The sequence below is a fragment of the Comamonas endophytica genome (assembly GCF_023634805.2).
Classification (GTDB): Bacteria; Pseudomonadota; Gammaproteobacteria; order Burkholderiales; family Burkholderiaceae_C; genus Comamonas; species Comamonas endophytica.
Map to the genome: position 1 here is coordinate 174,110 of NZ_CP106882.1, position 25,267 is coordinate 199,376.

Sequence of the window (25,267 nt, forward strand, 5' to 3'; positions counted from 1 at the left end):
GGCTCCTGTTCTTATTCATGGTTGCCTCGCGGCGCGGCCAGCACGGGATGCGCCACGGCGCCCGACCCGGCGGTATCGGTGGAGGGGTGCTGCAGCAGCGGCCGGTTGCCCGCCATGCGCCGCAGCAGCACATAGAACACCGGCGTGAGGAACAGGCCGAAGGCCGTGACACCGATCATTCCAAAGAACACCGCCACGCCCATCGCGCTGCGCATCTCGGCGCCCGCGCCCGTGGCCAGCACCAGGGGCAGCACGCCCATGACGAAAGCCAGCGAGGTCATCAGGATCGGGCGCAGGCGCAGCCGGCTGGCTTCGATCGCGGCCTGCACGGGCGTGCGCCCGGCGAACTCCAGCTCGCGTGCGAACTCCACGATCAGGATGGCGTTCTTGGCCGACAGCCCGACCAGCACGATCAGCCCGATCTGCGTGAACACGTTGTTGTCGCCGCCGCTGAGCCACACGCCGGTCATCGCGGCCAGCAGGCCCATCGGCACGATCAGGATGATGGCGATGGGCAGCGTCAGGCTTTCATACTGCGCGGCCAGCACCAGGAACACCAGCAGGATCGCCAGCGGAAACACCAGCAGCGCGGAATTGCCGGCCAGGATCTCCTGGTAGGTCAGCTCGGTCCATTCGAAGCCGATGCCCTTCGGCAGCGTCTCGGCCGCCACGCGCTCGATGGCCGCCTGCGCCTGGCCCGAGGAGAAGCCGGGCGCGGGTCCGCCGCTCACATCCGCGGAGAGAAAGCCGTTGTAGCGCATGGCACGTTCCGGCCCGAAGCTGGGCTCGAGCTTCATCAGCGCCGACAGCGGAACCATCTGGCCCGTGGTCGAGCGCACCTGCAGCAGCCCCACATCCTCGGCGCGCGCGCGGTAGGCGGCGTCGGCCTGCACGCGCACGCTGTAGGTGCGCCCGAACTGGTTGAAGTCGTTGGCGTAGAGGCTGCCCAGATAGATCTGCAGCGTCTCGAAGATGTCCGTCACCGGCACGCCGAGCTGGCGCGCCTTGGTGCGGTCGATATTCGCGTAGAGCTGCGGCACATTGACCTGCCAGCTGGTGAACAGTCCGGCCAGCTCGGGCGTCTGGTAGGCCTTGTCCATGAAGGCCTTGACGGCCGCATCCATGGCTTCGTAGCCCAGCGAGGCACGGTCCTCGATCTGCAGCTTGAAGCCGCCGGTGGTGCCCAGGCCCGCCACGGGCGGCGGCGGGAACAGCGCAATGAAGGCTTCCTGGATGCCGCCGAAGGCCTGGTTCAGCTGCCCGGCCACCGCCGCGCCGCTTTGGTCGGCGCGGGTGCGCTCGGCAAAGGGCTTGAGCGTGACGAACACCACGCCCGAATTCGAGCTGTTGGTGAAGCCGTTGATCGACAGGCCAGTGAAGGCCAGCGCATCCTCGACGTTCGGGTTCTGCTTGACGATCTCGCCCATGCGGCGGATCACTTCGTCGGTGCGGTCGAGCGTGGCGCCATCGGGCAGCTGCGCGAAGCCCACCAGGTACTGCTTGTCCTGCGCCGGCACGAAGCCGCCGGGCACGAGCTTGAACAGGCCCCAGGTGGCGCCGACCAGCACCAGGTAGATCGCCAGCATCAGCGCCTTGCGGCCGATGACGCGCTGCACGCCGCCGCTGTAGGCGTCGGAGCCGCGCTGGAACAGGCGGTTGAAGCGCGCGAAGAAACCGCCCAGCACGCGGTCCATGCCGCGCGTCAGCGCATCCTTGGGCGCGCCATGGCCCTTGAGCAGCAGCGCGCTGAGCGCGGGCGCCAGCGTCAGCGAATTGATCGCCGAGATCACCGTCGAGATCGCGATGGTCACGGCGAACTGGCGGTAGAACTGCCCGGTGAGACCGCTGATGAAGGCCAGCGGCACGAACACCGCGACCAGCACCAGCGCGATCGCGATGATCGGCCCGGAGACCTCGCGCATCGCGCGATACGTCGCTTCGCGCGGCGACAGGCCCATCTCGATATTGCGCTCGACGTTCTCCACCACCACGATGGCGTCATCGACCACGATGCCGATCGCCAGCACCAGCCCGAACAGGCTCAGCGCATTGATGGAGAAACCCAGCAGGTGCAGCACGGCGAAGGTGCCGACCACCGACACCGGCACCGCCAGCAGCGGAATGATCGAGGCGCGCCAGGTCTGCAGGAACAGCACCACGACCAGCACCACCAGCGCCACGGCTTCGAGCAGCGTCGTGATCACCGAGCGGATCGAGGCGCGCACGAACTGCGTCGGATCATAGGCGATGCGGAACTCCACGCCCTCGGGCATGTTCTTCTGCAGCTCGGCCATGGTGGCACGCACATGGGCCGAGATGTCGAGCGCATTCGAGCCGGGAGCCTGGAACACGCCCATGCCGACGGCCGGCTCGTTGTTGAGCAGCGAGCGCAGCGCGTAGTCGGCGGCGCCGAGCTCCAGGCGCGCCACGTCGCGCAGCCGGGTGACTGCGCCATCGGCACCGGTCTTGACGATGATGTCGCCGAACTCCTCCTCGGTCTGCAGCCGGCCCTGGGCATTGATCGACAGCTGCAGGTCCACGCCGGGCAGCCCGGGCGAGGCGCCCACCACGCCGGCCGCGGCCTGCACGTTCTGGCCGCGGATCGCGGCCACCACATCGGCCGCCGACAGCCCGCGCTGCGCGACCTTCTGCGGGTCGAGCCAGGCGCGCATGGCGTAGTCGCCGCCGCCGAAGATCTGCACCTGGCCCACGCCCTCGATGCGCGCCAGCCGGTCCTTGGCGTTGAGCACCGCGTAGTTGCGCAGGTAGTCGATGTCATAGCGGCCGTTGGGCGAGACCAGGTGCACGACCATGGTCAGGTCGGGCGCGCTCTTGACGGTGGTGATACCCAGCCGGCGCACCTCCTCGGGCAGGCGCGGCTCGGCCTGAGAGACGCGGTTCTGCACCAGTTGCTGCGCCTTGTCCGGGTCGGTGCCCAGCGCGAAGGTGACGGTGAGCGTCATCACGCCGTCGGTGGTCGCCTGGCTGCCCATGTAGAGCATGCCCTCGACGCCGTTGATCGACTCCTCGAGCGGCGTGGCCACCGTCTCGGCAATTACCTTGGGGCTCGCACCGGGGTACTGCGCGCGCACCACCACGGAAGGCGGCGCGACCTCGGGGTATTCCGAGATCGGCAGCGCGCGCAGCGCGATCAGGCCGGCCAGGAAGATCAGCACCGACAGCACGCCGGCAAAGATCGGGCGGTCGATGAAAAAGCGGGAAAGATTCATGATGTTCTTCTTGTGGATTCAGCACGCTCAGGCAGCGGGCTGTTTGGCGGCCATCGGCACTTCCTGAGGCGCGATGTGGGCCCCGGGCCGCACGCGCTGCAGGCCGTTGACGACCACGCGCTCGCCCGCCTTGAGGCCCGCGGTCACGATGCGCAGGCCGTCGAAAGGCGCGCCCAGCTGCACCTCGCGGTACTCGGCCACGTCGCCCTCGCCCACGACCATCACGTATTTGCGGCTCTGGTCCGTGCCCACGGCACGCTCGCTCACCAGCACCGCCTCGGTGCTGCGCGCCTGCCCCATGCGGATGCGCGCGAACTGGCCCGGCATCAGCGCCCCGTCGGCGTTGTCGAACATGGCGCGCACGCGCACCGTGCCACTTTGCGCATTGACCTGGTTGTCGATCAATTGCAGATGGCCCGCATGCGGGGTGCCGCCGGCCGTGCCGGTGCCCATCTGCACCGCGATGCGCTCGATACGGGAACGTCCGCCCTGGCCCGCCTGCAGCCCGTCCAGCGCGCGCACCACGACCTGCTCGTCGCTGTCGAAGCTGGCATAGATCGGGCTGACCGACACCAGCGTGGTCAGCACCGGCGCGCCCGCGCCCGCCGCCACCAGATTGCCTTCGGTCACCTCGATGCGGCCCGCGCGCCCGGCAATGGGCGCGCGCACCTGGGTATAGCCCAGGTTCAGCCGCGCGGCCTGCAGCGCGGCCTGCGCGGCGCGCAGGTTGGCATCGGCCTCGCGCTGCGCGTTCACGCGCTCGTCATGCTCGCGCTGGGCAATGGCCTGCTCCTGCCACAGCCGTGTCGAGCGCTCCATCTCGCTGGCGGTGTACGACAGCCGGGCCTGGGCCGCGACCACCTGGGCCTGGGCGCGGTCGACCTCTGCGGCAAAGGGCGCTGCGTCGATGGTGAACAGCAGATCGCCCTTCTTCACCAGCGCGCCCTCGCGGAAATGCACCGCCTGCACGGCACCGGCCACGCGCGGGCGGATATCGACGCGCTGCACGGCTTCGAGCCGGCCGGAGAACTCGTCCCACAGCGCCACGTCCTGCTGCACCACGCGCGCCACCGCCACGGGAACGGCTTGCGGCGCAGCGGCCTCGGCAGGCGCCTGGGCCGAAGCCTGCAGGGCAAAGGCGCCGACGCTCAAGGCGGCAATGACGGCCGTCGCTATGGCCGCGGTGCGCCAGCTGCCCGGCGCGGAGGAAAGGAAATCGGTTTTCATGGTCGGTCTCTCGAATGGAAAAGCGCGGAGAAGCGGCGTTTCTGGACGCAACGCAGCCTTCCGGCGCAAAGGTCGGAAAAATCAGCAAAAAGAGGGGATAACGGCTCCGCCAGCGCGCGCTGGCATCAGCCAGGGCGCGGTGCGTTCAATCGGCAGCGATCAGGTGATCAGGGAGAAGGCGGACATCGGGTTGTCGCGAAGAAACGCTGGAACTGGTCCTGCACTTCCTTCGCACAGGGGCATGGCCGCGTGTCGGGCGCAAGCAGCGCATCGGGCCACTGCTGCGCCTTGGCAAAGACATGCCGCGTCACGGACAACCCGGCCGCTTCAAGCCGCGCCGCATAGGCCAGCGCTTCGTCGCGCATCGGGTCGTCCTGGCCCACGAGCATCAGCGTCGGCGGCAGGCCTGCCAGGCGCTGGGCCGCGCTGGGCACCGCATAGGGATGCACCGCGTCATAGGCCGAGCGCAGGAACTGGTGCCAGCCCTGGGCCCACTTGCAGTCGGTGGCGGCACCGGTGGCGGCACGCACCGAAGCGGTGCCGACGCAGGGATCGAGCATCGGCGACAGCAGGATCTGCCCGGCCAGCGGCGGATGGCGCTGGTCGCGCGCCATCATGCAGACCCCGGCCGCCAGATTCCCGCCGGCTTCTTCTCCGGCCAGATAGACCTGGGCGCCCTTGCCCGCCAGCCGCGCACGGTGCTTGAATGCCCATTGCAGCACGCCATAGCCGATCTCCAGCGGTTTGGGAAAGGGATGCTCGGGCGCCAGCGGATAGGCCACCGACACCACGCGTGCACCGGCAGCCTCGAACAGATGCGCGACCGTGCAGCCGTTGTCGAGCGTGCCGGAGATGAACGCCCCGCCATGGAAATGCACGACCAGCGGCAGGGTCTCGCCGGCTTTCTTGCTGCCATAGGTGCGCACGACGACCTCCTGACCGCATGCCAGGGCAATGGCGTTGTCGGTATGGGTCGATGGCGCAGGACGGACAGTCAAGGGTGCAGGCATGGTGAGATCCGGTTGAACCGTGGAGCCACAAATGTAAACGCTGCATTGCACCCCATAAACCCGGTAAATGCTGCCGCAGTGTTTCAAATTCCCGAACAATCAAAGCGCTGCGCGCATGTAAGAATTCGTTTCCGCTGAACCACCACCACACAAGGAGCACCCATGGATCAGATTCAAGCCATGCGTACCTTCGTGCGCGTGGTCGAGGCTGGCACCTTCACCCACGCGGCCGACTCTCTGGAGCTGCCCAAGGCCACCGTCACCAAGCATGTGCAGGCGCTCGAAGAGCGGCTGCGCGTGAAGCTGCTCAACCGCACGACGCGCCGCGTCACCGTGACCACCGATGGCGCCGCCTACTACGACCGCGCCGTGCGGCTGCTGGCCGACTTCGACGACATGGAAGCGAGCATGACCCAGGCCCGCGCCACTCCGCGCGGGCGGCTGCGCGTCGATGTCGGCACCTCGGTCGCGCGGCTGCTGATCATTCCGCATCTGGCGCAGTTCCAGCAGCGCTATCCCGACATCCAGATCGACCTGGGCGTGACCGACCGCACCATCGATCTGATCAGCGACAACGTCGACTGCGTGATACGAGGGGGCGAACTCACCGACCAGTCGCTCGTCGCGCGGCGCATCGCCAACCTGGAGTTCGTCACCGTCGCCACGCCCGCCTACCTGGCGCAGCACGGCACGCCCACGCATCCGCGGGAGCTGGAAGCCGGACACCGCTATGTGACCTATTTCTCGCCGGTGTCGCTGCGCCGCTATCCGCTGGAATTCCACCGCGATGGCGAACTCATCGAGATCGGCGGCGCCGCGCACCTCACGGTGAACGAAAGCAACGCCTATATGAGCGCGCTGGCGGCGGGCCAGGGCATCGGGCAGATCACGACCTTCCAGGCACAGCCGTACCTGGAGCGCGGCGAACTGGTGGCCCTGCTGCCCGACTGGCCGCAGCCACTGCTGCCGGTCTATGTGGTGTATCCGCCCAACCGGCATCTGAGCGCCAAGGTGCGCGCCTTCGTCGACTGGGCAGCCGAGCTGTTTGCACGCCACCCGCTGCTGCAGCGCGCCTGAGAAGGCCGGCTGACGGCAGCCACGCTGCAAGCAGACCTGTCAGGCCGTTGAAACCGCCTGGTCGGTGTGCTCGGGAAACTCCCACCCGGCCTCGGCGTCTTCGCCAGCCACCACCAGGATGCGCGGCTGGTCGCTGTAGACGCTGCCGAAGATCGTGGCGAAGGCCACGTCGGCCGCGTCGCGCCCGGTCGCCATGCGCATCATGCCCATGGGAATGGCGGTGCGCGAGGGATCGAACAGGTACCAGCGCCCGCCGAGGTAGACCTCGACATAGGCATGGAAGTCGGGCGGGCCCATCTTCGGGTCGGCGCCGAAGTCCGTGCCCGTGACGAAGCGCGCGGGCATGTTCACCGCCCGGCACAGCGCGATCATCAGGTGCGCGAAATCGCGGCAAACGCCCACGCGCTCGATCAGGGTGTCGACCGCGGAAGTCGTGCCATCGGAGCTGTTCGAGCGGAAGGTCACATGCTGGCCCACCCAGTCGCAGATCGCCTTGGCACGCGAGTAGCCGCGGGGCAACCCGCCGAACAGCCCGCCGGCGAAGTTGTACAGGCGGTCGGACTGGCAATAGCGGCTGGGGTAGATGTATTGCAGCACGTCGTGCGGAATGTCGCAGACCGGCACCTCGGGGATCTGCGCGGGGTCGGCCACATGGTGCCGCATTTCCACGCCGGCGGTGTAGCGCACCGTCAGTGGGCCGGGCTGGGCGCCCAGGCGCAGGCAGCGCTGGCCCATGCAGTCGCTTTCCTGCAGCTGCCAGGCGGCATCGGGCTGGCTGATCACCAGGTTCTCGTCGATCACCCTCTGATGGGATGTGTTTGCGGCATGAAAGAAAAAGAAGAATTCCGCACCGGGTGCAAGTACCGTATAGGACAACTCGAGCTGGAGTTGAAGTCTGATCATCGTCGTATCTGTCGGCCAGCGTTACAAGGAGGATTCCCGCGCCAATGAATGCTCCTTTTGCGCCACGCATGTCGGCTGGCAAATGGTCCATGCGCTACGGCCGAGTATGCGGGGTGGTGGTTGCGCGGTTTGTCAGCAAACACCACCATCGGCTATCAGCCTGGCAAGCCGGAAGTGCCCCGGAATCCATGCCAGTCAAATGCTCGCGAGGGGCGTGGCGCAGGCGCCGGAGCCAGCGGCTTGGCTGGCCCGCGCCGCGCGGCGTCCACCCATGGCATGACAAGCTCCATTCCCACAGCCTGATGCAGCCGGATCATTTACCTTGGGAAGCTCTGGTGCGCTTGCAGCCCCGGAACTCTTTTTCCAATCCCACGAGGTGAGCAATGAACAACAACGAGCAAATGCACGGTCAGATGACCCTGGACCATCAGCGGCTGGAAGCCGTCAAGCAGAGCCTGGACCAGGGCGCCGTCACGCCCGAGGTGCAACCCTGGCGCGAGCCCATCATCAAGCTGCTCAACGACTCGCTGGCCACGGAGCTTGTCTGCGCGCTGCGCTACAAGCGCCACCATTTCACGGCCTCCGGCCTGGAGTCCCCGGCCATCGCCGAAGAGTTCCTGGTCCATGCCAAGGAGGAGGAAGCGCATGCCGACAAGATCGCCAAGCGCATCGTGCAGCTCGGCGGCACGCCCGACTACAACCCCGACACGCTGACCGCGCGCAGCCACGCCGACTACAACGACGATGAAGACCTGCACTCCATGATCCGCTCCAACCTGATCGCCGAGCGGGTCGCCATCGAGGCCTATTCGCAGATCATCGAGCTGATCGGCGACAAGGATCCCACGACGCGCCGCCTGATGGAGCACATCCTCGAGGAGGAGCAGGAACATGCCGACGAACTGTCGGACTGGATGAAGCGCGCCTGAGGCCCGCGCCGCAGCGCCACGGGTTGGCCATCGGCCCGGCGCGCTGTGAATCCTCGCCGCAGGCCCCGCTGGGGCCTGTTTTCATTGCTGCTGCAGCCACGCCAGCACCTGGGCGGGCGAGTCGAAGACCGCGTCGGCATGCTCCGCGACGCGCGGGCCCACGGCGATGGCCCGGCCCCCGAGCGCGCGTGCGGCCTGCATGGCGCTGATGTCGGTGTAATCGTCGCCGACGAACACCGGCTGCCTGCCGCGCCACGGCGGCTGCTGCATCAACGCGCGCAGCGCGCTGCCTTTATTGGCGCCCTGCGGCACCAGCTCCAGCACCATCTTGCCTTCCTTCAGATGGTGCGTGGCCAGCTGCTGTGCCAGCTGCGCGCCCAGTGCGCGGACCGCGCCCTCGGCCGCCGGAGCCAGCCGCCAGTGCAGCGCCAGGCCGCAGGGCTTTTGCTCGACCAGTGCGCCGGGCCAGGCCTGCAGCGCGTCCTTGCACTCGCGCACCATCCGCGCAATGCGCGGGTCGGGCAGCGCGGGCGCGAGCAGTTCCGCGCCATGGCTGCCGGCCAGCGCGATGCCCGAGCTGCCGACCAGCCGCTCGAGCTCCCCGAAGGCGCGGCCGCTGACGCAGGCCAGCGCCCCGCCGAGCCGCGCCGAAAGCGCGCTTAGGACCTGCAGCAGCTCGGGAGGGACGTGGACCGCATCCGGCGTGGGCGCGATCTCGATCAGCGTGCCGTCCAGGTCCAGGAACAATGCCATCGGTTCAGCCAAGCGCAGCTCCCGCATGCGCCGGCGCCGCATTCACGCTGCGCTCGAGCTTGAGCAGGAAATCGCCAAAGCCCTCGCGCGCGCGCGCATCACGCCGCGCGCTGGTCACGACGCAGGGCTCGATGCGCCGCGCGATGCGCAGGCCCGCAAGCTCGCAGCGCCGGATCAGGCTCACGTCCTCGTGCGCGGCGGCGGGCAGGAAGCCGCCCGACTGCAGGTAGGCCTCGCGCGACAGCCCCATGTTGGCGCCGTGGATGTGCGGATGGCCGTCTTGCGGCACGCTGGCATGGAAGGCCCGAACGACCTCCGGCGAATAGTCGCCCCAATCCTCCACGCGCACGATGCCGCAGAACACGTCGGCCTGGCAGGCCCATTGCGCGTACAGCCAGTTCTCGGGCACCTGGGTGTCGGCATCGGTGCAGGCGATCCATTCGCTGCCCTGCTCCAGCAGCCACTGCGCGCCCGCGCGCCGGGCCTCGCCGACATTGCGCTGCGTGATCTCCAGCACCTGGTCGGCAAGCGCGCGCGCGATGTGCGCCGAGCCGTCGGTGCAGGCGTCGAGCACCACCATGATGCGCGCCGAAAGGCCCTGGCGCGCAAGATGCTGCACGCTCTTGCGCACCGACAGCAGGCAAGCCTGCAGGTGCTGCTCCTCGTTGTGCGCGGGTATGACGACGCCGATCATGCGATGCCCTCCTTGCGCGCAATGCTGGTGGCGTCCGCGCCCAGCACGTCGACCAACAGGTCTTCATCCTCGTAGTGCGCCAGGCCATGCCAGCCGGTGCCCTCGCGCAGCAGATCATGCGCGGCCTGCGCCGGCGTGGCGACCTGCTCGAAGGCGTGGCGCCAGTGCGCCAGCAGCAGCACGCCCGTGGCCTGCCGCGCGATGTTCCGTGCCAGCTGCCGGATCTGCGCCTGCTCCAGGTAGTACGCCACATCGCACAGCAGGATATGGGTGAAGGCCTGCTGCGGCCAGTCGCGGGTGATGTCGGCCTGCAGCACCTGCACCTGGGGCAAGCCCTGCAGGCGCTCGCGCGCCAGCTCCACCGCCTTGGCCGAGACATCGACGGCCAGCAGCTGGCTGGCGCGCGGTGCCAGCAGCTGCGTCATCAGGCCGCTGGAGCAGCCGATCTCCAGCACGCAGCCGAGCTTCTCGTTGGGGAGCATGGCGGCAATCAGCTGGCGCCGGCGCCTTTCGTACCAGTGCTTCTGGTAGCCCCAGGGATCGGGGTCGAGGTGCGGGGCGTCGAAATCAGGTTTCATCAAGATAATGCTCGTGATCGGAAGTGAATGCCGCGAGGAACTCGGCGCGCAGGATGGCGCCCTCGGCGACGCCATTGCGGCTGAATTGCGTCTGGAACAGCGCGGCCGCCTTGCGCTTGTGCTGCAGGGCCTCGGGCGCCAGCGCCAGCGTATGGATCCGGGGATGGGCCATGAAGCGCGCGCGGCGCAGCGGGTCCACCAGGCTCCATACGGGGTAGTACAGGCAGTTCTGCGGCGTGGCGATGCGGCGCAGGCAGTGGGCGACCGCCTCGTGGTCTGGATGGCCGTCGTGCCACCAGGGCGCGACATACAGCGCATCGGCGCGCCAATGGTTGAGCAGTTGGCGGTCGAGCAGCGGACCCTGCTCCATCAGCTGCGAATCGCCCAGCTGCCAGAACTGCGGCGGCGGGCATTCCAGCAGCGTTGCCGCTGCGCGCGACTCCTGCTGGCGCGCCTCGCGCAGCGCCTGCTCCTCGGACGCGGGCAAGGCGCCAAAGCAGCGCTCGCCGTCGGTGACGATGTGCACCTCGACCGCAAGGCCCAGCTGCTGCGCCAGGCGGATCAGCCCGAAGCAGCCCAGCACCTCGTCATCGGGATGCGGCGCGAGCACGACCAGCGTGCGATAGCCGCCCAGGCGCTGCGCGAGCAATGGCGGCGCCTGCACGCTAGAGCTCCCACACCACGGACGGGGCCTGCGTCAGGCGCGCCAGCTCGGCATCGTCCTTCTCGGCATGCTGCTGGGTACACCACACGGCCAGATCGGCGCAGCGCTGCGCGTGTGCCGCATCGTTGCACAGCGGCGCGGGCCCCATGGCGCGCGCGCTGCGCTCGATGGTGTCGCTGGCCACGCGGCGCACGAAACTGCGCAGCGCCTGCACTTCCTCGACCCAGGGCTCGTGCGGCTGCGCATCCAGGCGCTGCGCGAGCTGATGGAACATGGAGCGCGCCGCGCGCAGCTGGGTGAACATCGTGCCCAGATGCGCCGCGGCATGCGGCTGGTCCTCGTGCAGCCGCGTGCGCAGCAGCTGCGCGATCTCGCAGGCCGCGCCATACCAGCAGGCGGCAATGCCTGCGCCGCCATGCCAGAAGCCCGGGCGCTGCAGATATTCCGAGCGCTCGCCGAGCAGGCGCACGGGGGTGTGGTCGAAGCGCAATTGCGGCGTGTGCACATGGCGCATGCCCAGCGCCTGCCAGCCCTGGCGGTCGAGGGAAATGCCCGGCGCCCGCATGTCCAGCAGCACGAAGCAGGGGCCGCGCTCGGCGTCTTCGCAGGTCAGCAGCGCGTGGCTCACGACATCGGCGCCCGAGCACCAGGACTTGCACCCCACCAGCACGTCGCCATCGCCGGCACGCTGCAGCGAAAGCGGCGCCCTGGGATTTTCCGCAGCCCACACTCCCCAGCTGCGCGCATCCCGTGGCGCTTCGATGCCCAGATCCTCCAGGATCACCAGCGCATCCCAGTGCGCTTCGGCCAGCTTGCACGCGGCGAGGTCCTGCGCCGCCAGCGCTGCCAGCGCGCGCCAGCGCTCGAGGGTGGCGCCGCCGCCCGGGCGCGGCAGCCGCGGTGAACTCTGCAGGGCCAGGCGAAACAGTTCGGCGCTGGCCCTGCTCATGAGCCGGTTTTCTCCAGCGCCTGTCCCTGGCGCGAGAACAGGTCGGAGAGATAGCGCTGATGCCACCACTGGATGTCATGGCTGCGCAGCCTCTTGAGCATGGCGCGGTGGCGCTGCACGCGTTCCAGCCGCGGCATCTGCAGCGCGCGCTCGATGGCCTGCGCCACGCTGTCCAGGTCGAAGGGGTTGACCAGCAGCGCCTCGCTCAGCTCATGCGCCGCGCCGGCGAACTCCGACAGGATCAGCACGCCCGGATCGTCCGGGTCCTGCGCCGCCAGGTATTCCTTGGCCACGAGGTTCATGCCGTCCTTCAGCGGGGTGACCAGCGCGGCGCGCGCCAGCCGGTAGAAGCCCGTCAGCAGCCCATGCTCATACACGGCATTGACATAGCGGATCGGCGCATAGGTGGGCGTGCCGTGGCTGCCATTGATGCGCGAGGCCAGCGACTCGAGCTCGGTGCACAGCTGCTGGTAGCTCGACAGCTCGCTGCGCGACTTGCTGGCGATCTGCAGCAGCACCGGCGGCTCCTCGGAGGGGCTCTGCCTGGCCTGCGCGATATAGCGTTCGAACGCCAGGAACTTGCGCTTCAGGCCCTTGCTGTAATCCAGCCGGTCCACTCCGATGACCAGCGGGCTGTCGCCCAGCGAGGCCTTGAGCTGCTGCACGGCGGACTCCGCCCGGGCCTGCGGCGCAACGCCTTCGATGCGCGCCGTGTCGATGGAGATCGGGTAGACGCCAAAGCGCGTGGTGCGGCCGTGGTGGCGCACGTTGAACATCTCGCTGCCCGCATGGAAGATCAGCATGTCCGGATGCTTACGTTTGAGCGCCTGGAAATAATCGGCCAGGTTCTTCAGGTCGCCACCGGTCTGCAGGCCCACCACGTCATAGCTCAACAGCCCGCCAAACAGTTCCGCATGCTGCGGCACCATGCGCAGCAGGTCCATTGGCGGCACGGGAATGTGATGGAAATATCCCACCGTGCCAAGGTGGCCGCGATCGCGCAGTGCCTTCGCCGTCAGCAGCAGGTGGTAGTCGTGCACCCAGACGACGTCATCCTCGTGCGCATGCGCCAGCACCTCGGCAGCGAATTTTTCATTGACCTGCCGGTAGGTGCGGAAGGCCTCCTCATCCGGATGCAGGTGGTCGGGCCGCAGATGGCATATCGGCCAGAGAACTTCGTTGGAATATGCGAGATAATAATCCCGATATTCCTTTTCGGTCAGGGAGAAAACCTCGAATTCAATATTCCCCACAGTGCCGGATTTTCTTTTGCAGGAATCGCTGACGTCCCCGCTCCATCCGATCCACAGGCCTTGCACCGACGAAAACGTGTCTTGCACCGCGGCTGCCAGCCCGCCCGCCTGGGGTTTTTCATCATGGCACACTCGGTTCGAGACAATAATCAGTTTCATTTTTTATTTCGAGGATGACGGTTGATATTTGCAGGGGTTCCCCATTATTGACGTGGATGGAAATCCAGATGTAGGAGAGCTCGCCCTGTACCTGTGGGAGATGAAAAAAGCCTATAAAACCTGACGGAAAACTGAATCGAAGCCCCGCCTGCGGATATCGCTGCTTCTGGGCGAACCCGTCAAATGTCCTGGCGCCAGGGTGCTTGACGCGCCGCCCGAAGGGCTCCACATTGGCAGCTGTCTGCAGGAAACCACCCATGAGCTCCTCTCCCTCGATCGTGATCACCGGCGGCTTCGGCGCGCTCGGCAGCGCCATCGGCATGGCGGCGGCCGACGCCGGCGCGCGCGTCTGCCTCATCGGCCACGGCAACGCGCCGGATACGCCCCTGCCCAGCATCGGCAACATCGACCTCACCGATCCCGACGCTGCGCAGGCCGCGCTGCAGCAGGCCTCGGGCCTGCTGGGCGGCATCGATGCGCTGGTCAACGTCGCGGGCGGCTTCCAGTGGCAGACCTCGAGCGGCGATGCATTCGATGCCTGGGACCGCATGTATGCCATGAACCTGAAGACCGCCGTGCTGGCCACGCGTGCCGCGCTGCCCTGGCTGCGCGCGCGGCCGCAGGCGCGCATCGTGAACGTGGGTGCCACGGCGGCACTGTCGGCTGCGGCCGGCATGGGGGCCTACGCCGCATCCAAGGCCGGCGTCATCAAGCTCACCGAGGCCTTGGCCGCCGAACTTGCAGAGGCCGGCATCAACGTCAACGCCGTGTTGCCCAGCATCATCGATACCCCGCAAAACCGCCGCGACATGCCCGACGCCGATCCGCGCCAATGGGTGCGCGCCGACGATGTGGCGCGCGTGGTGCTGTTTTTCCTCGGCCCGGGCGCGGTGGCCGTGACCGGCGCGGCACTGCCCGTGACGCTCGGGCGCGGCGCGCGCTCCGACGAGCGGCTCTAGGCAGGGCGCACCCGGACTCATCCAGGGCGGATCGTTGACCGCATCCCTTGCGCATGGACGCCTACAGGCTTAATAGTCAATGCCTATTTCGCAAATAGCGTGCGTCACTTAAGTTGTTGTCGATGGAATGCCTCGTCGTGCGAAGCATTGCGCACCACAGCAACGGAGGATGCATGGACAGCAATCAGGCGTTATGGGAAAAGGGGGATTTCACGCAAGTCGCCGCTTTCATGCGCGACAGCGGGGAAGCGCTGGTCGAGGGACTGGACATACGGCCGGGCATGCAGGTGCTGGATGTGGGTTGCGGCGACGGCACCACCGCGCTGCCGGCGGCGCGGCGCGGCGCGCGGGTGCTGGGCATCGACATCGCGCGCAGCCTGGTGGCCGCGGGCAACGCGCGCGCGCAGGCCGAGGGCCTGGACGATTGCCGCTTCCAGCAGGGGGATGCGGCCCGCCTGGTGGGTGTGGCGGACCACAGCGCGGACCTGGTGCTCAGCATCTTCGGCGCCATGTTCGCGTCCGACCCGTTGGCCGTCGCGCGCGAACTGGTGCGTGTCACCAGGCGCGGCGGACGCATCGTCATGGGCAACTGGATCAGTGACGATCCCAGCTTCATCTCGCAGGTGCTCAAGATCAGCGCCCGGTATGCGCCGCCACCGCCCGAGGGCTTCATCAGTCCGCTGGCCTGGGGTTCGGAAATCAACGTGCGCGGGCGCTTCGCCGCCGCGGGCGTGCTACCGGAGCAGATCCGCTGTTCGCGCGAAACCTATCTGTTCCGGGCGCCGATGGAGCCCACAGCCTTGATCGAGGTTTTGCGCAAGTTCTACGGCCCGGCCATGAATGCCTTCGAGGCCGCCACGAAAGCCGGTACCCAGGACGTGCTGCAGCGCGAACTCGAGGCGCTGGCCAGTGCGCACAACACCAGCGCGCGCGCCCACACCACGGTCATTCCCGCCACCTTTCTCAAGGTGATCGTCAATCTCTGACGCTGCGCCGCGACATTGAGACTTCCCCCAGTGCAGGCAATGGGACGGGCGCGCATCGCCCTCCCTAGAATTTGCGCAAGATCCAGCCCGGAGAAGCCTGCCATGTTCCGCATCCGTCTGCTCTGCGTTCTTTCCTGCCTGCTGTGGGCCACCGCGTGCAAGGCACCGTGCCCATGCCCTGCGCCCCCTGCGGCCATCGGCCCCGGAGCTCCCGCCGCGCCGCAGGTGCCCGACCAATCCATCGCCCCCGTTGCGCCAGTCAGGCCGCCCGGCGCCTTCGCCACCGGCGCGCAGCCCACGCGGCTGCGCGTGACCAACCAGTGCACCGAGCCGATATGGCTGCAGTATGCCGTGGGCTCGGGCGCGTCCGACCAGGGCAATGTGCTTGGGCCGCAACAGATCCAGCTGCAGTCGGGCGAATCGCATGATTACCCGATTCCTCCCGGCCGCCTGGAGGCCACGCGCTTCTGGCCCAAGACCGGCTGCGACGCGGCCGGTCTGAACTGCAAGATCGGAATGTCGTCTCCGCCCTGCCCTGCCACCGGCTGCATGCCTCCCATCGAATCGAAGTTCGAGGCGACGTTTGCCGCCACCGACTGCGCCAACGAAGGCTACCGCTGCATGACCTACTGGAACGCCAGCCAGGTCGACGGCTACACGCTGCCGATCTCGGTGTTTCCCAAGGGACCGGGCGTGCAGCCGCCGGGCACGCCGGGCATCGAGCAATGCGTGGAGTCGCGCTGTGATGCGCTCGACCTGCTGCAATGCCCGAGCAACGAGCGCATCGGCAAGCGCACCCTGGACCTGCGCGTGTTCGCCCCCGACGATCGCTCCAAGCTGGTGGGCTGCCTCTCGCCCTGCAAGGCGCACAACTACCCACCGCCCTTCGGGCTGGGCCTGCCGGAAAACGATGAGCATGGGCTCATGCTGTGCTGCCCCGAGGGAGTTACCCCCGAGGAATGCCGCCAGGTACCGGTCTTGAGCACCCAGTACGTGCAGTACATCAACAAGGTCTGCCCGAATGTCTATGCATATTCGTATGACGACAGGGTTGGATTGCACAAATGCCCGGCGCAGACCCAGTACGAAGTCGTGTTCTGCGGTGGCACCGGCTCGGGTCCCACGGCAACGCTGCTGCCCCAATCGGCGCCCAAGCCCAGGCCACGGCCCGCATACCCGACGACTTTCGGCCCCTGATCACCTGCCCGCGCCCTCATGCGTGCGAGCCCCGCGTCGCCGTGGGGCTCGCGCATGTGCGCTTTTTTAGCCGCTAAAGAATCCGGCTCCCTGAAGGACAAACGGTTGGACTCTATATAGTTTTTACCTATTGCCTTTATAAACTCAATAGATAGATTTGAGTATGGCTATCCACCATGGACGCCCTGGCCGCGATCCTGCCAGCCCAGGCCTCCACCGTCCTTCAACCATCATGAAAGAGGCTCCGATGACAAAACCCGTTCGACACCACAAGCAATACAAACTGGTCTCCGACTTCAAGAAGCTGGTCGCCGATGCCAAGCACACGTTCAAGGAACTGGCTGACGGCCCGGCCTTCAAGGACTTCCGCGCCGAGCTGCGGCATACCGAACACGAACTTAAGCACAATGCCGCCGAGGTCAAGGCAGCAGTCAAGGATGCGGCGAGGGAAATCAAGGCAGCGTTCAAGAACACCGATGCGCATCTGAAGCACCTGCCCGCGGAACCGGCCTCGCCGGGGGAACTGCACACCACACCGATCGAGCTGGAGCCGGCCCGCATCGTCTGCGACCGCGGCCGCCTGCCCGAGCCCGAGCCGGAGCCGCTCGATGTCACGCTGGTCGGGCTCCAGTCCTGCGAAACCGCAACGGCACCGGCCCTTGCCTGATGCATCGGCGTCCACCCCTGGGGCCCACGGCGCCAGATTCGGGCTGGACGCCATTTCCAGCTTTTCCTAGCCGGCGCGGAGCACCGCCGCTCCAGCCGCGCAGCCTCCTGCGCGCGCGCCGCCTCATCCGGGCGGCACGCCCTTCATGCGTGCCTGCAGGCCGCGCGCGAGCCGCGCATAGTTGTTCACCGCCTGGGCCGAGGGATGGAACTGCGACTGCCCGATGGCCTGCTCATGCAATGCCTCGAGTTGCTGGTACAGCGCCATGTCCTGTGCCTGAAGCGGCGGCAGGCGCGGCACGGTCTGCGCACGCACCTGCGCCGCATGCTCGAGCGCGTGCCAGGCCACGGCGATCGCCTCGCGCGGCGGGACGGATGTGCGCATGGCGCTTGCGGCAGTGGCCGGGGAATGCAGGGTTCCGGCTGCAGCCGACTGCGCGACCAGGGTCTGCAGCGTCTGCTCGAACTCGAATTCCGCAGGTCCGAAACGGCCCTTGTTCATGCGTGTCAGCAGCGCGCGCAATTGCGCCCGGAACATCAGCGCAATGGCCACGGCAGCCAGCGGCCAGGCCGCGGCCTTGAAGATCTCGGCAGTGAAAGTCAGCCAATCCATGGAGTCCTCCTGCAATCCAGATATCAAGCGCCCTTGCACCGCACCCGAGCGGCGAAAAAGAGGACCGGCCATTGCCTGGAACGCTCCCCCTTGAATACGCACCTCGCCCGCAAAGCCAGGTGCATGGAGCTTCGCGCTTATGCGTATTGCTCTTGCGCGGTGCCGATGAGCGCCGGCATTTCGTGCAGGTGCTCAGGCTCCGGCGGGGCAACCGGAGCCAGGGCATAGGGATCGGCAGCATCGGATGGTGGGATATCGCTGACCAGATCATCAATTCCAGTCACGTATGCATACGTCGAATGCGCCAGCTTGCTCAAGGCCAGGACAGTGGCCGAGGTCGCCACGCCGATGACAGCACTCTTGACTGTTTCCTGCAGTGCATCGTGCACGCCGTGCGCCCGCATGGCGGAGAGCAAGGGGTATTTGTCGTACTCCTCGGCCCTCTGTTCCATCAGGCGCTGCGCGGCCTTCTTGCCCACGTCCTGCAATTTCTCTTGATAGGTGACGGCTACAGTACTGACAAATTGCTCGTACTTGGCGCTCCCGTCAAGGTAGCCAATACCGGCCGATACCAGTCCCGTGGCGGCAGTGACCACTGTTGCAGTAGCAGGATGGCTGAAATCTCCCGCGCTCTTGACAAAGCTGTAGACGGAATTCTCACCGTTCTCATAATGCAGTGACCCAATGGCCGCGAGCGTTGTCGCCGCCCCGGCATAGTAGGCGGCCTTCACCGGAACGGGCAGCAGGGAAGCCGCCGCGCCTGCCGCGGTGGACAGCAGCAGCGTCCCTGCAACGAAATGCTGGTTTTCGCCCAGGCTCTTGATGCTGGCGACCGTGAAACTGCGGGCCGCGTCCCATGCCTGAGGCGCCTTTTCCATTGCGCTGCCATAGGCCATGGCAGCGAAGTTTTTGATGCCCTCGAGACTTGAGAACGCCGAAGCCTCGCCTGCTTCGGTGGCATCGGTCTGCAAGGATTTCAGTTTCTCGACCTGCAGGCGCGTTTTGACCACCATCGCCTCTTCGGCTTGCAGCTTTTCCTCGGCGGCTGCGACTGCGTCGTTCAGCGCCTGCACCTTGAAGGCAGCTGCTGCGCGGGCCTCGGACTGTGCCTTGTCGGCAGCGGCTGCGCCGGCTTCGGCTTGCGCGATGGCGGCAGCGGCTGCTTCGATTTTCACCTGTATCGTGGCGACATCCGCAGCCTCGGCATCGGCTTGCAGGTTGTCAGCGGCTGCCGCCGCTTTGGCTTGCGCCTGGCTCTTGGCAGCGGCTTCAGCTTCTGCCTGCGCCTTGGCGGCGGCCGCCGCTTCAGCTTCTGCTTGCGCCTTGGCAGCCGCTGCGGCATCGGCTTGCGCTTGGGCCTTGGCGGCGGCCGCGGCATCGGCTTCAGCCTGGGCCTGGGCAATGGCAGCTGCTGCTTCGGCATCCGACTGGGCCTTGGCGGCGGCCGCCGCTTCAGCTTCTGCTTGGGCCTTGGCAGCCGCTGCGGCATCTGCTTCAGCCTGAGCCTTGGCGGCCGCTGCGGCATCGGCTTCAGCCTGGGCCTGGGCAATGGCAGCTGCTGCTTCGGCATCCGACTGGGCCTTGGCGGCGGCCGCCGCTTCAGCTTCTGCTTGTGCCTTGGCAGCCGCTGCGGCATCGGCTTCAGCCTGGGCCTGGGCAATGGCAGCTGCTGCTTCGGCATCCGACTGGGCCTTGGCGGCGGCCGCCGCTTCAGCTTCTGCTTGGGCCTTGGCAGCCGCTGCGGCATCGGCTTCAGCCTGTGCCTGCGCAATGGCAGCCGCTGCCAAGGCATCCGCCTGAGCCTGGGCGGCGGCATCGGCTTGCGCTTGGGCCTCGGCGGCGGCCGCGGCATCGGCTTCAGCCTGGGCCTGGGCAATGGCAGCTGCTGCTTCGGCATCCGCCTGGGCCTTGGCGGCGGCCGCCGCTTCAGCTTCTGCTTGTGCCTTGCCAGCCGCTGCGGCATCGGCTTCAGCCTGGGCCTTGGCGGCCGCTGCGGCATCGGCTTCAGCCTGCGCCTGCGCAATGGCAGCCGCTGCCAAGGCATCCGCCTGGGTCTGGGCGGCGGCATCGGCTTGCGCTTGAGCCTCGGCGGCAGCTGCGGCATCGGCTCCAGCCTGGGCCTGGGCAATGGCAGCTGCTGCTTCGGCATCCGACTGGGCCTTGGCGGCGGCCGCCGCTTCTGCTTGCGCCTTGGCAGCCGCTGCGGCATCTGCTTCAGCCTGGGCCTGCGCAATGGCAGCCGCTGCCAAGGCTTCCGCCTGGGCCTGGGCGGCGGCCGCTGCTCCGGCTTCTGCCTGCGACTTCGCGGCAGCCGCCGCTTCGGCTTCGGCTTCGGCCTTAGCCTCCAGCTCCGCAATCTGCGTTGGCACAGATGCCGATGCTTCAAGAATGTCATTTGCCATGCTTTTTCCTCTCGATAGATGGTTTGAAACGTACGGACCGCAGGAACTCCTTGCCGGGAACTGAACGAATCCACAACCAATATACGTATCGATACTAAAATATCAATAGCTTTTTACTATTATTTCAACGATGGTGTCCTTGTTGTGGAATCAGGTGAGCCCACGCCAAGAGCGCGCGGGGCAAAGCTGCGGGGCATTCCGATTCGAAAAAGCAAGGCCGGCCCGTTCCCTGCAACGGGCCGGCCTCGAAAACGCACCTTGCCGCCACAAACACAAGGTGCGTGGATGCTTTCAGCACTACCCGCTTTCCTGTCCTCGGTGAACCCGTGTCACAGGTTCTCGAACATCGAAAGCCGCAGCGGCTTGCCACAACCAAACGCAACTATAACTATTAAAAATAGTCTTGCAATAGCTTAAAGCTATTATTTGAGAAATCGTTGCCGGCGCTCAACAGCGGAAGATGCGGCCTTGCAGGCCTATCGCGTGGCAGGCGCGCCCTGCAGATGCGCCCGGCGGAAGCTCGCCAGGGCCAGCCCGGTGATGCAGATCTGCGTGACGGCACACGACACCACCGGGTCGTCGCCATGGCCGACCAGCAACGTGCCCACCGCACCCATCGCCATCTGGCCGAAGCCATATAGCCCCGCGGCGGAGCCCGCCAGCGTAGGCATCACCGACAGCGCGCTGCCCAGCGCCGCCGGGCTGGCAAAGCCCGCGCCAAAGGTCATGGTCACGGTGATGGCAATCAGCCAGGCAGGCGTGAGCCAGCCCAGCGCCTGGAAAGCCAGCAGCGTGCAGGCCATAGCCAACCCGAGTCCCGCGCCCAGGAACAGGAAAGACTCGGCCGGCCAGCGGCCCGAGAGCCGGCGCGTGAGGAAGGTACCCAGGCTGGCGCCGACGATGGTGCTGGCCGCGAACCAGCCGATGGCGCTGACCGGCAAGCCCATCTGCCCATGCACGATATAGGGCACCGACGCGAGATAGGGATAGAGCGCCGAGGTGATGCAGGCGCCGCCCAGCGTGTAGCCGGCAAAGCCCGGGTTGCCCAGCAGCTGGCGGTAATCGCGCGCAATGGCGCCCACCCGCAGCGGCCGCGGATTCAGGTTGGTTTCGGGCAGCAGGCGCCAGGTGAACAGCAGCATGGCGCTGCCGATGGCGACCAGGAACACATAGATCGCGCGCCAGCCGAAGTGGTCGGCAAGGTAGGCGCCGACGATGGGTGCCAGGCCCGGGCCGGCCAGCGTCAACAGGTTCAGCAGCGCAAGTTCCCGCGTCACGCGCGCCGGCTCGGCGGTGTCGCGCACGATCGCCCGGCCCAATGCGATGCCCGCCGCGCCGCCCAGCGCCTGCAGCAGCCGCGCTACCAGCAGCCACTCGAGCGTGGGCGCGAACAACGCCATCACGCCCGCGCAGAAATAAACCGACAGCCCCAGCAGCAGCGCCGGGCGCCGGCCCAGCGCATCCGAAACCGGGCCATAGACCAACTGCCCCAGCGCCAGCCCGATCACATACAGCGTGATGGTCTGCTGCATGCTCGCGGGCGAAGCGCCCAGCGCCGCGCCGGCCACGGGCAGCGCCGGCACGAAGATATGCATCGCCATGGTGCCGCTGAACGTGACCAGCACCAGCAGCCACAGCGGCGCACGCGCGTTCATGCGGTGGCCAGCGCCGGCTGCATGCGCGGGTGGCGCTGGAACAGCGCGGCGGCGGCCATTCCCAGCACGATGACGGCGGTGCAGAAGATGCGCACTGCCGGCTCCATGCCCCAGTGGTCGGCAATCCAGCCCATGCCCAGCATCGGCACCATCGAGCCGACGTAGCCGATGACCAGATAGGTCGACAGCAGCCCGGTGCGGTTGGCGGGCGTGGCGATGCGGTTGACCATGCTCATGCCCGCGAGCATGCTCATGCCGTGGCCCGCGGCCGTGCACAGCACGCCCAGCGCAAACAGCGTGGCCGAGCCGGCCCAGAGGTTGATCATCAGCAGCGCGTTGCTCAGCGCCAGGCTTGCGAGGCCGAGCGCGCCGCACCAATGCGTGGGCAGGCGGCCCGCAAGGATCTGGGTGCAGGCCGACAGCAGCAGGATCAGCGCGATGGCCGTACCGCTCACCACCGGGCCATGCCAGGGCACGAGCTTGTCGAGGAACAGCGGCGACATCGAGGCATACAGGCCAAAAACGCCAAAGGCCAGGAAAGGCAGGCTGCTGGTCAGCGCAAAGGCCTTCGAAGCCTCGCCCGCAGGCCAGGTCAGCCTGGGCAGCACGTCTTTCCATTGCAGCGGCTGCGGATCCTTCGGCACCGCTTCGTCGGGCAGCTCCAGCTTCGCCAGCGCCAGCATGCCCAGCGCCGCCAGCACCAGCGTCGGCACATAGGTGGTCACCAGCGGATACGGCGCCCATTGGCCGATCAGGCCGCCCACCAGCGGTCCGATGCCAAAGCCGAAGGCGATCAGGAAACCGCTCATCATCGCCACGCGCTGCGCATTGCCCGGCGGCGAGAGCTTGGCCAGGCCCAGCGTCGCGCTGGTTGTGACCATGCTCGAGGCGACGCCGACGATCAGCCGTCCCACGCTCAGGCACGCGACGTTCCAGGCGATCAGGCTGATGAAGGTGCCGATGAACGCCATCGCCAGCCCGAACAGCATCACCGGTCTGAAGCCCACGCGGTCGGGCAGGCGCCCCAGGAACAGCAGCGTGCACAGCGCGCCGCCCATGTAGATCACATAGATGTGCGAGATATCGCTGGCCTGCAGGTTCCAGGCCTCCTTGTAGAGCGCATAGAGCGGGCTGATCAGCGCGGTGCCCATCACGCCGACGATCATCGCGAAACTCACCCAGACAAAGGGCGATGCTTTCAATTTCATTTTCTCTACCGTTGGTTTCTCGTTGGAAGCGCGTCAGAGCGCCGCAAAGCGTTGCGAAATCTTCTGCAGCACTGCACGCGTGACCTGCTGCTCCTCGGACGAAAGACCGGCCAGCAGCGTGCGCTCGATCTCCAGGCTCTTGGCAAGGATCAATCCAGCGGTCTCGTGCCCCTTGTCGGTCAGCGCGATGCACTTGGTGCGCCGGTCGGCAGGGTCGCAATCCCAGTCCACCAGCTGTGCCTGGCGCAACTGCGCCAGCACCCGCACCAGCGAGGAACTGTCCAGGTACAGCGCATCGGCCAGATCCTTTTGCCGCATCGGCCCGCCGCGCTCGTAGAGCGCCAACAACGGCGTGCGCGTGGCATCCGACAGCCCCAGGTCCTTGAAGCTCAGGTCCACCTGCCGGCGCCACTGCCGGTAGACGCTGGCAACGAGCAGCCCGAAACGCGAACGCGCCGGGGAGAACCCAGGCGCGTCGGAAGAATCGACCACGGAATTAGTTTGCATGCAAAGTATTTTGCCACGGGTTTACCCGGAGTGCTGGAGGCTTGCAAAAGACCTTTTCGAAGTCACGCCACCAGCTGTGCTTATGGCACCGGACCAGCTTCTTTGGTTCCGAATGCTCTATACAACACGTGTTCGCGCAGCGGGTGATGCATGGGCAAGGCTGGGTGTTCAAACGTTTGCTCGTCACGATGCATGCCCAGCCGTTGCATGACCCGTTCAGAGCGCGTATTGCCCAACGCGGTGAAAGAAACTATTTCGGCCAGGCCCAAGCTGTCGAATGCAAAGACGAGTGCAGCGCCGGCCCCCTCTGTGGCATAGCCTTTGCCCCAGAATGACCGATTCAGCCGCCAGCCAATTTCCACGCAGGGAGAAAAGGGCAACTCGGCCGTTGGCACATGCAATCCGGTGAAGCCCACGAATTCTCCGGAGACTTTCTCCTCGACTGCCCAGAAACCCCATCCCCGCTGTGCGATGAGTTCGCGGCAGCGCTGCGCCATGGCATTGCTCTCCTGCACCGTCAGCACAGCAGGAAAATGGCGCATCGTCTCCGCATCGGCATTCATCTGTGCAAACCGGGCGGAATCGGAGTCGCGCCACTGCCGAAGCAGCAATCTCCGTGTTTCCAGTTCGTGGATTTGGCCCATCAATTACTCCCCTGAAGAACCCCGCGGTACGCAGTAAGTGCAGCACGCTGACTTGGCAGCAGAGTCGTCCGATCGCAAGATTGAAAAGTCATTTGGCGTACTGCCTCACATACCTCACCAGCCAGTCGACAAATACCCGGGTGCGATGATTAAGGCGCTTGGGCGAGGGATACATCACCGAGATCGGGACCGTCTGCCGGGTCCAGTCCTCCAGCACCGATACCAGCGCTCCCGACTGGGGCAGTGGGCGCGCGACCAGGGCATGGGTCTGGCCGACTCCCAGGCCGCTGGCCATCATGCCGATCTGGCCCGCGCTGTCGTTGGAATAGAAGTCGAAGTTCGAGAACACATGGGTGCGCGCCCCCAATTGCAGGCGCAACGGCCAGACCTCCCGGGCAGCCGCGCCGAAGTAGCCGACCAACTGGTGTTTTTCCTTCAATTCCTCAGGTGTCTTTGGCACCCCATGCAGCTCAAGATACGCAGGGCTGGCGCAGGTCAGCAACCGGTCCTTGAAGAGCGTTTTCGCCACCATCGTGCTGTCGGCCAGAGCGCCGGCGCGAATCACGCAGTCGACACCTTCCTCGACCAGGTTGACCGGCCTGTCGCTGATGCCCACAGCCAACTGCACACCTGGAAACTCGGCCTTGAAATAGCCGAGCGCCGGGATCAGCACATGGTTGGCAAAGGACGAGTACACATCGATGCGCAGCCGCCCCTGGGCCGCCGTGCCCATATGGCGCAGCGTTTCGTCCGCTTCATCGAGGCTGGCAGTCACGCCCGAGACCCGGCGGTAATACTCGGCCCCTTCCACCGTGAGCGTCACCGAGCGGGTCGTACGGCGCAGCAGCGGGGTACCCAGATGCGCCTCCAGTTCCAGCAAGGCCTTGCTGATTGTCGATCGAGGAATGCCCAGGTGCGCGGCCGCCAGCGTGAACGAGCCGGCCTCGACGATGCGCTGGAACACACGGATGCTGAGTAGTTGATCCATGCATGCATTGTCCACA

Annotated in this window: 25 protein-coding genes; 7 read left to right on the top strand and 18 right to left on the bottom strand. The window is 66.7% G+C overall.

Annotated features, from left to right (window positions below; all coding sequences use genetic code 11):
* Positions 1-11: 11 nt before the first annotated feature.
* The 3 genes from M9799_RS17755 to M9799_RS17765 form a co-directional block, all read right to left on the bottom strand.
* Positions 12-3,230 (bottom strand): efflux RND transporter permease subunit, encoded by a 3,219-nt coding sequence (locus tag M9799_RS17755; RefSeq protein WP_231043913.1) that lies wholly within the window; start codon positions 3,228-3,230, stop codon positions 12-14.
* A 27-nt stretch (positions 3,231-3,257) separates the two neighbouring features.
* Positions 3,258-4,457 carry an efflux RND transporter periplasmic adaptor subunit gene (locus M9799_RS17760; protein WP_231043912.1) on the bottom strand — a complete coding sequence of 400 codons (1,200 nt, stop codon included), beginning with the start codon at positions 4,455-4,457 and terminating at the stop codon, positions 3,258-3,260.
* 167 nt (positions 4,458-4,624) lie between these two features.
* Entirely contained in the window at positions 4,625-5,467 is an 843-nt protein-coding gene (locus M9799_RS17765; RefSeq protein ID WP_231043911.1) for an alpha/beta hydrolase, read from the bottom strand.
* Positions 5,468-5,629: 162 nt separating this feature from the next.
* On the opposite strand from M9799_RS17765, the gene M9799_RS17770 reads away from it, so the two are divergent.
* A complete protein-coding gene (locus M9799_RS17770) occupies positions 5,630-6,544 on the top strand; it encodes a LysR family transcriptional regulator (RefSeq protein WP_231043910.1) in 915 nt (304 codons plus the stop codon).
* A gap of 39 nt (positions 6,545-6,583) precedes the next feature.
* Here the strand turns inward: M9799_RS17770 and M9799_RS17775 are convergent, their stop codons facing one another.
* Complete coding sequence (locus tag M9799_RS17775; protein WP_231043909.1) at positions 6,584-7,447, bottom strand: transglutaminase-like domain-containing protein; 864 nt, start codon at positions 7,445-7,447, stop codon at positions 6,584-6,586.
* A gap of 383 nt (positions 7,448-7,830) precedes the next feature.
* Here M9799_RS17775 and M9799_RS17780 point away from each other — a divergent pair, with 383 nt between their 5' ends.
* A complete protein-coding gene (locus M9799_RS17780) occupies positions 7,831-8,376 on the top strand; it encodes a ferritin-like domain-containing protein (protein WP_231043908.1) in 546 nt (181 codons plus the stop codon).
* A gap of 81 nt (positions 8,377-8,457) precedes the next feature.
* Here the strand turns inward: M9799_RS17780 and otsB are convergent, their stop codons facing one another.
* Genes otsB through M9799_RS17815 form a run of 7 tightly spaced genes read right to left on the bottom strand, consistent with a single transcriptional unit; the run spans position 8,458 to position 13,685 of the window.
* Positions 8,458-9,129, bottom strand: coding sequence for a trehalose-phosphatase (gene otsB, locus M9799_RS17785; RefSeq protein ID WP_231043907.1), 672 nt, complete (start codon positions 9,127-9,129; stop codon positions 8,458-8,460).
* Between the two features lie 4 nt (positions 9,130-9,133).
* Positions 9,134-9,823 (bottom strand): glycosyltransferase family 2 protein, encoded by a 690-nt coding sequence (locus M9799_RS17790; protein WP_231043906.1) that lies wholly within the window; start codon positions 9,821-9,823, stop codon positions 9,134-9,136.
* Positions 9,820-10,401 carry a class I SAM-dependent methyltransferase gene (locus tag M9799_RS17795; RefSeq protein ID WP_231043905.1) on the bottom strand — a complete coding sequence of 194 codons (582 nt, stop codon included), beginning with the start codon at positions 10,399-10,401 and terminating at the stop codon, positions 9,820-9,822. The genes M9799_RS17790 and M9799_RS17795 overlap by 4 nt, the downstream gene beginning before the upstream one ends.
* Positions 10,391-11,065 carry a PIG-L deacetylase family protein gene (locus tag M9799_RS17800; protein ID WP_231043904.1) on the bottom strand — a complete coding sequence of 225 codons (675 nt, stop codon included), beginning with the start codon at positions 11,063-11,065 and terminating at the stop codon, positions 10,391-10,393. The genes M9799_RS17795 and M9799_RS17800 overlap by 11 nt, the downstream gene beginning before the upstream one ends.
* Position 11,066: 1 nt before the next feature.
* Positions 11,067-12,014 (bottom strand): acyl-CoA dehydrogenase family protein, encoded by a 948-nt coding sequence (locus M9799_RS17805; protein WP_231043903.1) that lies wholly within the window; start codon positions 12,012-12,014, stop codon positions 11,067-11,069.
* Positions 12,011-13,426 carry an alpha,alpha-trehalose-phosphate synthase (UDP-forming) gene (locus M9799_RS17810; protein WP_231043902.1) on the bottom strand — a complete coding sequence of 472 codons (1,416 nt, stop codon included), beginning with the start codon at positions 13,424-13,426 and terminating at the stop codon, positions 12,011-12,013. Before M9799_RS17810 ends, M9799_RS17805 begins: the two co-directional genes overlap by 4 nt.
* Positions 13,389-13,685: a hypothetical protein gene (locus tag M9799_RS17815; RefSeq protein WP_231043901.1), complete on the bottom strand. Its 297-nt coding sequence runs from the start codon at positions 13,683-13,685 to the stop codon at positions 13,389-13,391. Before M9799_RS17815 ends, M9799_RS17810 begins: the two co-directional genes overlap by 38 nt.
* On the opposite strand from M9799_RS17815, the gene M9799_RS17820 reads away from it, so the two are divergent.
* The 4 genes from M9799_RS17820 (at position 13,684) to M9799_RS17835 (ending at position 17,235) form a co-directional block, all read left to right on the top strand.
* A complete protein-coding gene (locus M9799_RS17820; RefSeq protein ID WP_231043900.1) occupies positions 13,684-14,385 on the top strand; it encodes an SDR family NAD(P)-dependent oxidoreductase in 702 nt (233 codons plus the stop codon). The two genes, M9799_RS17815 and M9799_RS17820, sit on opposite strands and share 2 nt — an antisense overlap.
* A 173-nt stretch (positions 14,386-14,558) precedes the next feature.
* Positions 14,559-15,371: a class I SAM-dependent methyltransferase gene (locus M9799_RS17825; RefSeq protein WP_231043899.1), complete on the top strand. Its 813-nt coding sequence runs from the start codon at positions 14,559-14,561 to the stop codon at positions 15,369-15,371.
* Positions 15,372-15,596: 225 nt separating this feature from the next.
* Positions 15,597-16,568: a thaumatin family protein gene (locus tag M9799_RS17830; RefSeq protein ID WP_231043898.1), complete on the top strand. Its 972-nt coding sequence runs from the start codon at positions 15,597-15,599 to the stop codon at positions 16,566-16,568.
* 247 nt (positions 16,569-16,815) lie between these two features.
* Positions 16,816-17,235: a hypothetical protein gene (locus M9799_RS17835; RefSeq protein ID WP_250621342.1), complete on the top strand. Its 420-nt coding sequence runs from the start codon at positions 16,816-16,818 to the stop codon at positions 17,233-17,235.
* A 123-nt stretch (positions 17,236-17,358) separates the two neighbouring features.
* Here M9799_RS17835 and M9799_RS17840 read toward each other — a convergent pair whose 3' ends face one another.
* Entirely contained in the window at positions 17,359-17,847 is a 489-nt protein-coding gene (locus M9799_RS17840) for a hypothetical protein (RefSeq protein WP_231043896.1), read from the bottom strand.
* Positions 17,848-17,984: 137 nt separating this feature from the next.
* A complete protein-coding gene (locus tag M9799_RS17845; protein WP_231043895.1) occupies positions 17,985-19,634 on the bottom strand; it encodes a hypothetical protein in 1,650 nt (549 codons plus the stop codon).
* Here M9799_RS17845 and M9799_RS17850 point away from each other — a divergent pair.
* A complete protein-coding gene (locus M9799_RS17850) occupies positions 19,569-20,267 on the top strand; it encodes a hypothetical protein (protein ID WP_231043894.1) in 699 nt (232 codons plus the stop codon). The two genes, M9799_RS17845 and M9799_RS17850, sit on opposite strands and share 66 nt — an antisense overlap.
* A gap of 458 nt (positions 20,268-20,725) precedes the next feature.
* Here the strand turns inward: M9799_RS17850 and M9799_RS17855 are convergent, their stop codons facing one another.
* The 5 genes from M9799_RS17855 to M9799_RS17875 form a co-directional block, all read right to left on the bottom strand.
* Positions 20,726-21,904 (bottom strand): multidrug effflux MFS transporter, encoded by a 1,179-nt coding sequence (locus M9799_RS17855; RefSeq protein ID WP_231043893.1) that lies wholly within the window; start codon positions 21,902-21,904, stop codon positions 20,726-20,728.
* Positions 21,901-23,112, bottom strand: a complete 1,212-nt coding sequence (locus M9799_RS17860) for an MFS transporter (protein WP_231043892.1) — start codon at positions 23,110-23,112, stop codon at positions 21,901-21,903. Before M9799_RS17860 ends, M9799_RS17855 begins: the two co-directional genes overlap by 4 nt.
* 33 nt (positions 23,113-23,145) lie before the next feature.
* Entirely contained in the window at positions 23,146-23,619 is a 474-nt protein-coding gene (locus tag M9799_RS17865) for a MarR family winged helix-turn-helix transcriptional regulator (RefSeq protein ID WP_231043891.1), read from the bottom strand.
* An 80-nt stretch (positions 23,620-23,699) separates the two neighbouring features.
* Positions 23,700-24,263 carry a GNAT family N-acetyltransferase gene (locus M9799_RS17870; RefSeq protein ID WP_231043890.1) on the bottom strand — a complete coding sequence of 188 codons (564 nt, stop codon included), beginning with the start codon at positions 24,261-24,263 and terminating at the stop codon, positions 23,700-23,702.
* 88 nt (positions 24,264-24,351) lie between these two features.
* A complete protein-coding gene (locus M9799_RS17875) occupies positions 24,352-25,251 on the bottom strand; it encodes a LysR family transcriptional regulator (RefSeq protein ID WP_231043889.1) in 900 nt (299 codons plus the stop codon).
* Between the last annotated feature and the right edge of the window lie 16 nt (positions 25,252-25,267).

Coding starts and splice junctions, on each gene's coding strand:
- M9799_RS17780 (WP_231043908.1), top strand. CDS start 7,831: ATGAACAACAACGAGCAAATGCACGGTCAGATGACCCTGGACCATCAG.
- M9799_RS17805 (WP_231043903.1), bottom strand. CDS start 12,014: ATGAGCAGGGCCAGCGCCGAACTGTTTCGCCTGGCCCTGCAGAGTTCA.
- M9799_RS17790 (WP_231043906.1), bottom strand. CDS start 9,823: ATGATCGGCGTCGTCATACCCGCGCACAACGAGGAGCAGCACCTGCAG.
- M9799_RS17760 (WP_231043912.1), bottom strand. CDS start 4,457: ATGAAAACCGATTTCCTTTCCTCCGCGCCGGGCAGCTGGCGCACCGCG.
- M9799_RS17815 (WP_231043901.1), bottom strand. CDS start 13,685: ATGGGTGGTTTCCTGCAGACAGCTGCCAATGTGGAGCCCTTCGGGCGG.
- M9799_RS17835 (WP_250621342.1), top strand. CDS start 16,816: ATGACAAAACCCGTTCGACACCACAAGCAATACAAACTGGTCTCCGAC.
- M9799_RS17820 (WP_231043900.1), top strand. CDS start 13,684: ATGAGCTCCTCTCCCTCGATCGTGATCACCGGCGGCTTCGGCGCGCTC.
- M9799_RS17795 (WP_231043905.1), bottom strand. CDS start 10,401: ATGAAACCTGATTTCGACGCCCCGCACCTCGACCCCGATCCCTGGGGC.
- M9799_RS17755 (WP_231043913.1), bottom strand. CDS start 3,230: ATGAATCTTTCCCGCTTTTTCATCGACCGCCCGATCTTTGCCGGCGTG.
- M9799_RS17860 (WP_231043892.1), bottom strand. CDS start 23,112: ATGAAATTGAAAGCATCGCCCTTTGTCTGGGTGAGTTTCGCGATGATC.
- M9799_RS17855 (WP_231043893.1), bottom strand. CDS start 21,904: ATGAACGCGCGTGCGCCGCTGTGGCTGCTGGTGCTGGTCACGTTCAGC.
- M9799_RS17765 (WP_231043911.1), bottom strand. CDS start 5,467: ATGCCTGCACCCTTGACTGTCCGTCCTGCGCCATCGACCCATACCGAC.
- M9799_RS17810 (WP_231043902.1), bottom strand. CDS start 13,426: ATGAAACTGATTATTGTCTCGAACCGAGTGTGCCATGATGAAAAACCC.
- otsB (WP_231043907.1), bottom strand. CDS start 9,129: ATGGCATTGTTCCTGGACCTGGACGGCACGCTGATCGAGATCGCGCCC.
- M9799_RS17870 (WP_231043890.1), bottom strand. CDS start 24,263: ATGGGCCAAATCCACGAACTGGAAACACGGAGATTGCTGCTTCGGCAG.
- M9799_RS17775 (WP_231043909.1), bottom strand. CDS start 7,447: ATGATCAGACTTCAACTCCAGCTCGAGTTGTCCTATACGGTACTTGCA.
- M9799_RS17825 (WP_231043899.1), top strand. CDS start 14,559: ATGGACAGCAATCAGGCGTTATGGGAAAAGGGGGATTTCACGCAAGTC.
- M9799_RS17865 (WP_231043891.1), bottom strand. CDS start 23,619: ATGCAAACTAATTCCGTGGTCGATTCTTCCGACGCGCCTGGGTTCTCC.
- M9799_RS17770 (WP_231043910.1), top strand. CDS start 5,630: ATGGATCAGATTCAAGCCATGCGTACCTTCGTGCGCGTGGTCGAGGCT.
- M9799_RS17875 (WP_231043889.1), bottom strand. CDS start 25,251: ATGGATCAACTACTCAGCATCCGTGTGTTCCAGCGCATCGTCGAGGCC.
- M9799_RS17840 (WP_231043896.1), bottom strand. CDS start 17,847: ATGGATTGGCTGACTTTCACTGCCGAGATCTTCAAGGCCGCGGCCTGG.